Consider the following 11,835-nt stretch of genomic DNA (forward strand, 5'->3'; position numbering starts at 1 on the left):
GTCACCTCTCCCCGCTGCCGGGCCGCCCCTTTGCCGGGGAGCTGAAGAGCGTTTCGCAGAACTCGAAGTAGTGGTCGGTGTACTGGAGGTTGAGGATCCAAAGGAGGTAGCTCTTCTCGGCGGGAACCTGCGCCTTCTGGACCCAGCTTTCCGGGTAGGCAAGGACCGGCATCCCCCCCGCCTCGTAGCCGCGGCTGATAATTTCCAGGGCCGCGGTCACCAGGGTGGCCGGGACATCGTCGTCGAGCACCATGGCAGTCACGCAGTTGGTGAGTTCCGCCATGTTGAAGCCGGCGTCGGTCCGGTTCACCAGGAAAAAGGCCTTGAGAGCCCCCTCCTTGCGCAGCGAATAGTACAGCTTGTCCTTGGCGAACCCCAGGGCGCGGTACTCCCTCTCCAAGTCGTCATCGAAGGCGACCCCGGGGTTTAAGTCGAAGGCCTCGGTGAGGAGCCCCCCCGAGCGGAAGCGGTAGAAGCTTGCCACCTCGGTCAGGTCGAAGCGGCTGCTTTCCGCCAGATCCCACGGGGAAGGAAGCGCTTCGGGGCCGCTGCCGCTGGGGCGGAAGTGGAAGTAGGCGAAGCGGTCCTCGGAGCAGGCGTTGCGGTCGGTTTCCTGCGCCGCGTACCCGCCGAAGACCCGGCGGGGGAACTTGTTGTCGGGGCGGTAGTAGCAGTAGACGAAGCGCAGGTGGGCGAAGGCGAAGTTGTCGAGCTCGTTCAAGTATTCCCCCACCCTCTCCAGTACCGCGAGCCCGGCCCGCACCATCGACTTCCTGGCGGCGTGATGATGAATCATCCAGGAGTCGCGATAGAGGCGGACCATGGCCAGATGGCCGAGAATGGCCCCGCGGTCGAGGTTGATGAAGTGCCGGGCGATCTGGGGGTTGTCCCGGTAGAGCTTCGCGTAGAGACGTTTGATCTCCTCCTTGTTGGCCTGGAAGTGGGCGTACTTGCCGGGATAGATGAACCCGGTCTCGAAGAAGAAATCCCACAGGTCGTTGAGGTCGACCTCGGTGCAGACGTAGGACTTGCGGTCGGCCGCCTGGTGGAGGAGGGAGAGGATCTTCACATGGTCCTTCACGTCCATGTCGAGGATGACCAGCCCGCAACGCACGGTCCCGTCCCCCTGCGGGTTGCGGGAGACCACCTGGGCGGTCAGCTCGAGGCTGAAACCGGGGCCGAAGACGAGCCTCACTCCCGGCAGGATGAGGCCGGCCATGAGAACCGACTCCCCCTCGCTCTCCTCGACCCCCAGCCCGGTCCCGGAGATGTCGAGCACCTTGAGGTTGACCCGCTTGTCGATAAGGGGGTGGTTGAAAACGATGTTGGGGGACGGGACCAGTTGCTGCCGGTTGGTCCGGTACCTTCTCGGCTTGAACCTTTGGATGGCGTGGGTGAGCTGCCTCAAGACCAGGGTGCTGGAGTCTCCGTCCACCCGCTGGGAAACCATCTCGAAGGGGCCCGAGTGGACGATGGCGCCGTTGCGGGCCAGCCGGAGGTTCAGCTCCCGCTCGGGGTTGAACCACTGCAAGGTGGCCGGCGATAAGGTGGCGCCGGAGATCCGTACCGAGACCGGCGTGAAGTCGTCCAGCTCACCCTTGAGCAGCGCGGCATTCTGGATCATCTCCACTTCGACGTCGACACCGGCATGGCGCTTGATCCTGCGGGCCTCGAATTCCCGGCAGGTGACCGGCAGCACCAGGGAGAACCCCTCCTCGTCCAGGGTGACCAGCTCGGAGTTCACCACCAGATACTTCCTGCCGTCCGGGATGAGGAGGAATTCGAAACCGTAGGTGGTCAGCACCGCCCCCACCCCGGCTTCCTCGGCCCAACGGCAGTCGAGCCGCTCGCCGGCGCACGGCAGGGGGCGCGCCCGTAGCGTGACGGAGCTGTCGTAAGCGAGGTGCCGAAGGCTCACCAGGACGGTCTGATCCTGGAAATTGATGAAGTTCAGGCGGTTGACCAGTTGGGCCTTCCCGACGCTTCTCCCCCTGGGGATCCGCTCCCCGGCAGGTACCTGCGCCGATTCCCGCCTTGCTTCTTGGTCCGTCACGCTGGCCTCCGGCCCCGGCAGCCTCATAAGGCTCCGGGTTTTCCACCCGCCTCCCCGGGGAAGCCCCCCGGAGTCCCCGGCATACCGTTCCTCACCCGCCCTCCGCCCCCCCCAAGGGTGGCCGGAGGGATCGTCACGGGGCGTTTTCCCTGTTGTTGAGCTCGATCCTGAACTCGGCGCCGTCGCCGACGTTGGCGGCCGTCAGGCTCCCCCCCATGTTCCTCTCGATAATGCTCTTGGCCATGAAGAGGCCGATGCCCGTCCCTCCCGCCGGTCCCTTGGTGGTGAAGTAGGGGTCGAAGACCCGGTCCAGGATCTCCGGCGGGATGCCGCCTGCGTTGTCGGCGATCGCCACCTGCGTCACCCCCGGTCCTCTGCGCACCCGGATGGTGACCGCCGGCTTTTCCGCTTTGGCGGCCAGCAGCGCGTCGCGGGCGTTCATGAGGATATTGAGGATGACCTGCGAGAATTCGCTGGGGTAGCCATGCACCACCGGGTCGCAGTCGGCATCGAGCTTGACCTCGATGTTACGGGAACCGAAGGCCGCCTCCAGGAAGGAGCGGACCTTGCCGAGCACCTTCACGAGCCGGAAATCGACCATGTCGAACTCGGGACGGAAAAAGGTGCTGAAGTCGTCGATGGTCCTCGACATCCGGCGCACCGTCTCCATGGTCTTGGAGAGGTTTTGCTGTATGAACTCCGGGGTGAACTCCCCGAGCCGGTAGGTCATCTGGAGATCCTGGGCCAAAAGCCCCAAGGTGTTGATCGGCTGGCGCCATTGGTGTGCGATGTTGTTGATCATCTCGGCCATGAACGCCTGCCGTCCCTGGACCATCAACTGGTCGTCCTTTAACCGCTCGAGCCTTACCTCTTCCTTGACGAGCCGCTTGCCGGCCGCCTTCAGTTCGCGGCATTCCTGCTCGCACCTTCGCCGCGCCTCCCGTTCCCTCACCAGGGAAGCGAACTTCGCGTCGAGGTTTTTTTGCAGGGACTGAATCTGCGAAAGCAGCAGCCTGTTTCGTTCATCCAGCGGCTTCATAATGCTCTCCGATCACCGCTTCCCTCCCGTCCGATCCAGCAGCGGGATAGGGCCGGGGAGGACAGTTACAGATAGAGTCGCCGTTTGCTCATTTGGCCGGCTTGGTCCGGGCGGCCAGGGGATCCGGGGTGGCCACCAGCAGGGGAGCCTTGGCGGCCCTCGGGAGCTCGATCCAGAAACGGCTCCCCTCCCCGGCCCTGGACTCGACGCCGATCCTCCCCCCCAGGCGGTTGACCGCCCTTCTCACGATGGCGAGGCCGACCCCGGTGCCGGGATAGCTCTCGATGGGGTGCAATCGCTCGAAGATGTTGAAGATACGCTCCTGGTGTTCGGCGGGGATACCGATGCCGTTATCCTCCACGTAGAGCCGGCAGTACCGCTCCCCCTGCTCGGCCGAGATCCTCAGCCGCGGGTGGACGCCGCCGGGGACGAACTTGATGGCGTTGGTCAGCAGGTTTAAAAGCACCTGCACGAGCACAGTGGGGTGGCCTGCCACCTCGGGGAGCTCTCCCCGCACCTCCAGGCGGTACTGCTTCCCCCCCGCGACCAGATCGAGCTGGCGAAGCGCCTCGGCCACCACCTGGGAGAGGCTCACCGTCTCCAGTTGGATCTCCTGGCGGCTGAGGCGGCTGTAGGCGAGGAGGTCCTGGATGAGCAGGTCCATCCCCTGGGCGGCGGACAGGATCCTCCCGAGGTACTCGATCCGCTGGGATTCGTCGAGGGTACCGTCCTCGAGGAGGATCTCGGCGAACCCGCGCATGGCCCGCAGCGGAGCCCGGAGGTCGTGGGAGACCGAATGGGCGAAGGAGTCGAGCTCGCTGTTGATCTCCTCGAGCTGCGCGGTCCGCTCGGCGACCCGCACCTCGAGGCCGGCCGCATCGGACTGGACCCGGGCCAGCAGCTGGGCGACCTCGGCCTCGGCCCGGCACCGCCCGGTGACGTCCTCCAGCATGACGATTGCGTAGTGGACGCAGCAATCTTCCTGGACCGCCGAGACGGTCAGCCGCACCCACAACTCCCGGCCGCCGGTACCGCGGAACAGTTTCTCCTCCTGGTAGCGGCCGAGATTGCCGTCCACCAGCGAGGCGAAACGGGCGCCGTCCAGGCCGAGGCCGACCGTTTCCCACTGCTGGTCCTCGTTGCCGAACATCTCCCGCAGGGCCGGGTTGCCGTGCAGAATCTTCCCCTGGCGGTCGACGATGGCGATGCCGATCCCCGCCCCCTCGAAGATGGAACGGAAACGCTCTTCGCTGCGCCTGAGGAGTTCCTCGTTGGCCATCGCCTCGGTAACGTCGACCATCACCCCGCGCAAGGTGGCGCCCCGCTCTCCCCTGACCACCCGGGCGTGATCCCTCAGCCAGATCTCGGCTCCCCCGGCGGCCAGGAAACGGTAGCGAAAACGGCGGTCTCTTCCTTCGGCGGCGGTCTGGCGGCAGATCCCCACCACCCGCTCGCGGTCGCCGGGGTGAAGGTGGCGTACCCAGAAATCGGGCTCCTCCAGCCATTGGGAGACGGGATAGCCAAGGAGCTCCTCGGCACGACGGCTGACGAAGGTGAAACGGAAGGGATCGACTTCGGCCTCCCACACGATGGCGTCGAGCCCCTCGACGAGCTCGCGGTAGCGCTCGGTGCTCTCCCTGAGCTTCGCCCCGATGGCGCTGACGGTCCGGAAGGCGTGGGCGTTGCGGGCGGCCAACGCGGCAATCTGGGCGGCCGAGGCAAGCTGGTCCTGGTCGAAACGGGTGAAGCCGGTGCCGTCCTTCTTGTTGTGGAGTTCGAGGAAACCGATCATTTGGCCTCCCGCATCGTGGATCGGTGTACCGATGAGCGAGGTGACGCCGTAACGGGCCGCGAGCTGGGCATCGACAGCGGGGTCGTTTCCCACGTCGTTGCAGAGGTGGGGAAGCGGGGTGGTAAGGATCCGCCCGGGGATCGGGTCGCCGGGGGACCAGTGGCTGTCAGGAGTGGCCAGCTGACCGCCGGCGATGCGCCGGAAGCCGGAAAGCCCGTCGCTGGCGCAGAGGGCGGCGATCCCCCCTTCCGCACCGGCCATGGCAACCGCGGCGCGCACGAGGCCGTCGAGGATGTCGTCGACCTCGAGGGTGGACTGAAGGGATACGCTAAGCCCCCTCAGTGCCAGCAAGGCTCTTTCCGTCCGGGTAGCTTCGTCCATGTGAGTCTTCCTTGGAATTGCCTCATGAATAAACCAAGTATATCCGAGGCGGAATTCCTTGCATCACAAATTTCGAGGGGGATGCTTCGGGGAGCGCGGTCCAGCGAGGGCCGCCGGTCCTGCTTTCCGGTGGCAAGGCGGGGTCAGTAACGGGAGACGAAGCGGTTTCCTTTCAGGTAGAAACGAAGGGGCGCGGCCGCCCAGGAGCCGGAATAGGCGACGCCGATCCTCGGGCGGGCGGCGATCTCGGCATCCCCGGGTGGCGTTCCGGCAGCGATGAAGAAGTCGGCGGAGAGGAGATCGTGACCGTTGAGGCGGCCGTCGATGAGCATGGCCTTCGAGAGGAGCCCGGGGCCCCGGGTGTTCGCCGCCAGGTTCGCGACCGGCTCCAGGGCGCGCAGCAGGACGGCCGCGCCGTGCCCCTCCCGCTCGGTCACCACGTTCATGCACCAGTGGATGCCGTAGACGAGGTAGACGTAGGCGTAGCCGGGGGGGCCGAAGAGGATGCGGGTGCGGGGGGTGATCCCTTTGGAGGAGTGGGCGGCCAGGTCGTGAGGGCCGAGGTAGGCCTCCACCTCGACGATGGCTCCTACTCTCGCCACTCCCGCCACCCGGTGAACCAGGAGCTGACCGAGCAGCGCCCTGGCCACCGTTTCGGTGTCGCGGTCGTAGAACGAGCGGGGAAGCGGGTCCCAGCAGTCGGGAGAGTCCATGGCACCACCGCTGCCGCTAGATAAGCCCCTGGCGGGAGAGCGACTCCACCACGATGCGGGCCAACTCCTTGCCGACGGTGACCACCTTCTCCGGCTCGTTGCTCTCCACGGTGGCGGCCCAGATCAGTTTCCCGTTGGTGGCATCGAAGAGGTTCAACTGCATGGTGGCCACGTCATAGGTGGTGATGAAGGCGGGACCGTAGTTGGCCATCGAGCCGTAGTAGCCGTAGAGATCCCAGGCGGGGAAGGCTTCCGGGTACCAGTGCCCGGGGTAAGTAGTGACGTAACCCGGCTGGACGGTGGTCTGCTGCTCGACCCGGATGGTCTGCACGGTGAGTACCGCCTGGACGGAGGCACGCTTCACGGCGCCGTCCAAGGCTTCCCAGTTTGCCATCCCGGTCGGAAGCTCGGTGTAGCCGGGGATGGCCTGCACCCCGCGGGCAGCCAGTTCCGCCGCAATCATGTCCTCATAGACCCTGCGGCTCGACTCCTTCTTGGTGATGCTCACCACCATGACCTTCTTGAGATGCGGGGTTGAAACGGCGGGATTGCGCCAGGTATCGACGACCGAGACGGACGCGCAGGAACAGAGGAGGAACGTAAACAGAAGCAGACCGCCAGCCTTGCAAAGGGAGAGCGTTTTCATTGCCTTACCTCCTGTAGCCGCTGAGGTGAAGAAAGATCCACTCTTCTGATGATAACACCTCCGGGGTGTTTGCACATTAACGTAGGCCATAATCTTGCTCCCATTTGGCAATGGTATATACTAAGTATTATCCACCGTTAGCGCATTCCTTTTAGGTTCCGGACACCTCGGCCACGCCCACTTTATCATGAAGGGCACTACCGCTCGTGCCACGACCTTCACGCTGGCGAAACGAAAAGGAGGAAAGCCATGGACACCATCAATCGCATTCTTGCCATCAGCAGGATCAGCGAAGATTGCCGCGACGTCGTGAACAACGGCATTTCTCTGGCCAAGAAACTCGGGGCGGAGCTGGAAGTGCTGCACCTGATATCGAACCCGGTGGACCAGGAGGCCCTGAACGCGCCCCTACCCTACCCGGATGCCGCGCACAAGACCTACGCGAGCATCCGCGAAGAGGCCAAGGAAGAGCTGGAAAAGATCCTCCGCCGGGAGCTCAACTCGGGATTCCCGATCAAGCTGATCGTCCGGGACGGGAGCCCCATCGACGAGGTGACCAGCGTCGTGAAGGAGGAGAACATCGACCTGATCGTCATGCTGGCCCACCAGGAGACCCGGCTGGAGCACGCGCTGTTCGGCAGCGAGAGCGAGGCCATCCTGCGCTCCATGCCGTGCAACATCCTCCTGGTGAAGAAGGAGCCACACCCGATCAAGTGGTAGCCGCAGGCGCAGGAGGCACCTTCCCCGTTCACGGGACAGGGATTTTACCGGTACAGGAGGCGGCATGCAGAGTTGGACCTGCACGATTTGCCAGTACATGTACGATCCGGACGAGGGCGACGCCATCAACGACGTCCCCCCCGGGGTCTCGTTCGAGGAGTTGCTGGAGGAGTGGACCTGCCCCGTCTGCAAAGGGGGCAAAAGGAACTTCGTTCCGGTCGCGCCGCCGGAAGAGCGGTAAACGGTACGATTCCAGCGGCTAGAAAAGATTGACCGACAGCGGGACCGGGGTTACCCTGTTCCCGCTTTTCATTGTGTATCACTACCCCATCCTCACCCACCCATCCCCTCGAAGGGGGGAGCGTTGGACTTGGCGGACTACTGGCGGAAACTGCATGCCCATTCTCGAGACAACCACTCTCTCCAAAATCTATCTCATCGCAGGAAGACCGGTGCCGGTACTCGACGATGTCTCCCTTAAGGTCGAGCGGGGGGAATTCCTGGTCGTGAAGGGGGAAAGCGGGAGCGGGAAGTCGACCCTCCTCTCCATCCTTTCCGGGCTGGACCGCCCCGACCGCGGCCGCGTGCTGATCGGCGGGATGGACATCACCGATCTCGGCGAGGACGCGCTGGCCCCCTTGAGAAACACCACTTTCGGCTTCGTCTTCCAATCCTTTCACCTGGTTCCTTCCTTGACCGCGCGGGAGAACGTGATGTTTCCGGCCGAGCTGAAGGGAGACCCGCAGGCCCGCGGGAAGGCAGAGTCGCTCATGGGGCGGGTTGGGCTTTCGGAGCGGCTCAACAGCTTTCCGCACCAACTCTCCGGAGGCGAGAAGCAGCGCTGCGCCATCTGCCGTGCTCTCATCAACGATCCCCCAATCGTCTTCGCCGACGAACCGACCGGCAACCTCGATTCGGTGAACGGAGCCGGTATCCTCGAACTTCTTCTGGAGTTGCAGCGCGAGCGGCGGACCACCCTCATCCTGGTCACCCACAGCCAGGAGATAGCCGCCAGCGCCGACCGGGTCATCACCCTCCGTGACGGCCGCATCGTCACCGGCCAGCGCTCCTGATCGCCCCGCCATGGTCAACGCTCACTTCATCCTGCGACAGATAACCGGAGCCAGACGCCAGTCGGCCCTCTTCGTCCTCTGCGTCGCTCTCTCTATGATCACCCTGGTCTCCCTCGGGAGCTTCAACCGGAGCGTCCAGCGCTCCCTCTGGCGGGACGCCCGCGCCCTCCACGCGGCGGACATCATCGTCCGCGCCCACGCCCAGCTCCCTCCTCCCCTGGAGACTGAGATCGCGGCCCTGACGAGAAACCGCGCCATCACGACCGCCCGCTACTACGACTTCTACACCGTCATCCAGAAGACCACCGGAGAAGGATCGCTGCTGTCGGATCTCAAGGCGGTCGAGCCGGGATACCCTTTCTACGGACAGGTACTCCTCGCCTCCGGCCGCCCGTTCCACGAAGTGCTAACCACCGGGAGCCTCATTGCCGAAAGGTCTTTCCTCGACCGCCTCGGCGTCAGGACCGGGGACCGGGTACGCATAGGTAATGCGACACTTACCGTCAAGGATGTAGTCGTCCAGGAACCGGACCGGCCGGTCAATTTCTTCGCGCTCGGGCCCCGGGTCTTCGTTCCGGCGGCGGATCTCCCGGCCATTGGCCTCTTGGGCAAGGGGAGCCGCGCGGAGTACGTGACACTCGCCAAACTGACTGACCAGGCGAAGCTCGCGCCGGTGGTGGAGGCGCTCCGGAGCGCGGCCGGAGAGAGCCGGGTGCGGGTGGAGACCTACCGGGACGCCGACTCGCGGGTGAAGAAGTTCTTCGACAACCTCCTCTTTTTCCTGGATTTAAGCGGGATCTTCACCCTTCTTTTGGCCGGGTTCGGCATCCAGAGCACCCTCTTCGCCCTTCTCAAAGAGCAGGAGAAGACCATCGCGGTCATGAAGGCGGTGGGGGCGAAAAGCCGCTACATCATCGGCCACTTCCTGGCGGTCACCCTGCTCCTCGGGCTCACGGGGACCGTGGCGGGGCTTGCGGCCAGCTTCGCCCTCCAGCGCTATCTGCCCAGGCTTTTCAGCGGGCTCATCCCGGCCCAGGTCGATTATGCCGTCTCGGGGTGGGCGGTGGCCGAAGGGGTGGCGATCGGGTTCATCGTGGTGCTCCTTTTCACCGCCCTCCCCCTGTACCGGCTCAAGGAGGTGAAGCCGCGCATCATCCTCGGCAAGGAGGAACAGGAGGGATTCTGGACCCGCTCGACCTGGGTCATCGGCGGCACCGGTACCCTCTTTTTCTTTGCGATGGTCCTGCTGAAAATACGGGACGTGACCACCGGGCTCTACTTCGTCGGGGCGATCGTGGGGCTCGTCTTCGCCGCGTTCGTGCTGGCCTCCATCATCCTGTGGGGATTGAAGAGGCTCCACCCGAAAAACCTCGCCCTGCGCCAGGCGCTCAAGGGGCTCTTCAGGCCGCGCAATGCGTCCCGCCCGATCCTGGTCACCCTTTCGGCCGGTTTCGCGGTCATCTTCGCCATCACCCTGGTCGAGCAGAATCTCGATGCCTCCTTCATTCAGTCTTTCCCGCCGGGTGCGCCGACCGTTTTCTTCATCGACATCCAGCCGGCGCAAAAGGACGACTTTGCCAAGACGCTGGGGACCAAGGGGGAATTCTTCCCCATCATACGGGCCACCATCAACGCCATCAACGGTGAGCCGGTCGACATGGCAAAGCAGCGCCAGTCGAGGGGAGACAACCTGAGCCGCGAATTCAACCTCACCTACCGCGACTACCTTTTGCCGGACGAGCGGATTACCGCGGGGAAGGCCCTCTTCAGAAACGATTGGCAGGTGCCCCAGGTTTCGGTGCTCGATACCGTGCTGAAGATGCACCAAATGAAGGTGGGCGACACCTTGACCTTCCGGGTCCAAGGGATCCCGATCGAGGCCCGGATCTCCAGCATCCGCACGCGAAACAGCAGCGGGTTCACCCCGTACTTCTATTTTGTCTTCCCGCCGAGCGTCCTGGCCGATGCCCCCCAGACCCTTTTCTGCGCGGCCCGTATCGCCAAGAAGGAGATAGCAGCCGTCCAGAACCGGATCGTCCAGCGCTTTCCCAACATCAGCGTCATCGACCTCACCGAGACCGCGGAGCTCTTCGGACGCATCATGGGGAAACTCTCGACCATCGTCAGGTTCTTCACCTCCTTCAGCCTGCTGGCCGGGATACTGATCGTGGTCAGCTCGGTATTCGCCACCCGCTACGCCCGCACCCAGGAAGCCGTCTATTTCACCATCCTGGGAGCCCGGGCCAGGTTCGTCATGGCGGTCTTCGCCGTCGAGAACCTGCTCTTGGGCGTATCCAGCGGCGTCATCGCCCTGGCGATCTCCCAGGTGGCAAGCCTGGCGATCTGCCGGAAGAGCCTCGACATGGAGTACCACCCCTACCTCGCCCAGAGTCTCCTGCTGGTGCTGGCTACCACCGTGCTGGTGATGGTGGTCGGGATGGCGGCGACTATCCCCATCCTGCGGCAAAAGCCGGTGGTCTTTTTGAGGGAGCATGCGGAGGAGTGAGGTGCGAGGGTGATTGGGAAGAGGATGAACAGGGGCGAAGGGGAGTGGTTGCCGGCCGGGAGGGAGACACGCAGGGTAAAGAGATACGCGGATAAGTATCCAAGGGGGATTTTTCACATGAGACCGATAACGCTGGTGGCGTGCGCCCTTACCTTCTGCACGCTCATGGGCGGATGCAAGAAAGAGGAACCGGCAACCGCGCGACAGCCCGCCGACCAGCCTAAGGCGGAAGGGACCATCGTGGCAGTCGGAGACAGCCTCACCGCCGGTTACGGGGTGAAGGAGGACGAGGCTTACCCGGCCCAACTGGAGAGGAAACTCGAGGCCGCAGGCTACCACTGGAAGGTGGTCAACGCCGGGATCAGCGGCGAGACCTCGTCGGGAGCGCTCTCGCGGATCGACTGGATCCTCAAGCTCAAACCGGACATCGTCATCCTGGAGACCGGCGCCAACGACGGATTGCGCGGCATCGACCCCGCGGTAGTCAAGCGGAACATCGACCGTATTGTCACCGGACTGCAGGCCCACGGCGTCGAGGTGGTGCTGGCGGGGATGCAAATGCTCACCAACATGGGAACCGGTTACACCACGTCATTCGTGAAGATCTACCCCGAGGCCGCTCAGGCACATCACCTCATCCTCGTCCCCTTTTTCCTCACAGGGGTGGCGGGCGACGCGAGCCTCAACCTTTCGGACGGCATTCATCCCACCGCAAACGGATACAAAATCGTCACTGAGACAGTCTATCCGTATACCGTAAAAGCCATTGAGAGAAAACGGTCGAAGAAACAGAGCGGAAGCTGAATTTACCTACTGTTACGCTCGAACTTTTCACCTCCAGACTTGCCTTTTCGACCATTTTAATGTAAACATGGTCTGTTTTAAGGGAGGATTTCCAAGCCTCGTACTACT

At 63.8% G+C, this 11,835-nt stretch carries 10 protein-coding genes; 5 read left to right on the top strand and 5 right to left on the bottom strand.

The features are described from left to right. Position 1 precedes the first annotated feature (1 nt). From L4X63_RS07935 to L4X63_RS07955, 5 genes are all read right to left on the bottom strand, one after another. The gene (locus L4X63_RS07935; RefSeq protein WP_250678076.1) at positions 2-2,053 is read right to left on the bottom strand and encodes a PilZ domain-containing protein; all 2,052 of its coding nucleotides are present in this window, start codon (positions 2,051-2,053) and stop codon (positions 2-4) included. A 133-nt stretch (positions 2,054-2,186) separates the two neighbouring features. Beyond that, positions 2,187-3,092, bottom strand: coding sequence for a sensor histidine kinase (locus L4X63_RS07940; RefSeq protein WP_250678077.1), 906 nt, complete (start codon positions 3,090-3,092; stop codon positions 2,187-2,189). 88 nt (positions 3,093-3,180) lie between these two features. After that, positions 3,181-5,265 (bottom strand): ATP-binding protein, encoded by a 2,085-nt coding sequence (locus tag L4X63_RS07945; protein WP_250678078.1) that lies wholly within the window; start codon positions 5,263-5,265, stop codon positions 3,181-3,183. 143 nt (positions 5,266-5,408) lie between these two features. Further along, on the bottom strand, positions 5,409-5,978 hold the full coding sequence (locus L4X63_RS07950; RefSeq protein WP_250678079.1) for a DNA-3-methyladenine glycosylase: 570 nt from the start codon (positions 5,976-5,978) through the stop codon (positions 5,409-5,411). A 16-nt stretch (positions 5,979-5,994) separates the two neighbouring features. Beyond that, positions 5,995-6,624, bottom strand: a complete 630-nt coding sequence (locus tag L4X63_RS07955; RefSeq protein WP_250678080.1) for a DUF4136 domain-containing protein — start codon at positions 6,622-6,624, stop codon at positions 5,995-5,997. Between the two features lie 249 nt (positions 6,625-6,873). On the opposite strand from L4X63_RS07955, the gene L4X63_RS07960 reads away from it, so the two are divergent. From L4X63_RS07960 to L4X63_RS07980, 5 genes are all read left to right on the top strand, one after another. Then, a complete protein-coding gene (locus L4X63_RS07960; RefSeq protein ID WP_250678081.1) occupies positions 6,874-7,344 on the top strand; it encodes a universal stress protein in 471 nt (156 codons plus the stop codon). 64 nt (positions 7,345-7,408) lie between these two features. Continuing rightward, positions 7,409-7,585 (top strand): rubredoxin, encoded by a 177-nt coding sequence (locus L4X63_RS07965; protein ID WP_250678082.1) that lies wholly within the window; start codon positions 7,409-7,411, stop codon positions 7,583-7,585. 154 nt (positions 7,586-7,739) lie between these two features. After that, positions 7,740-8,417: an ABC transporter ATP-binding protein gene (locus L4X63_RS07970; RefSeq protein WP_250678083.1), complete on the top strand. Its 678-nt coding sequence runs from the start codon at positions 7,740-7,742 to the stop codon at positions 8,415-8,417. After that, positions 8,383-10,923, top strand: a complete 2,541-nt coding sequence (locus tag L4X63_RS07975) for an ABC transporter permease (RefSeq protein ID WP_250678084.1) — start codon at positions 8,383-8,385, stop codon at positions 10,921-10,923. Before L4X63_RS07970 ends, L4X63_RS07975 begins: the two co-directional genes overlap by 35 nt. Before the next feature lie 117 nt (positions 10,924-11,040). Further along, entirely contained in the window at positions 11,041-11,727 is a 687-nt protein-coding gene (locus L4X63_RS07980) for an arylesterase (RefSeq protein ID WP_250678085.1), read from the top strand. Positions 11,728-11,835 lie beyond the last annotated feature (108 nt).

Origin of the sequence: Geomonas sp. Red32 (assembly GCF_023652955.1) — a bacterium.
Classification (GTDB): domain Bacteria; phylum Desulfobacterota; class Desulfuromonadia; order Geobacterales; family Geobacteraceae; genus Geomonas.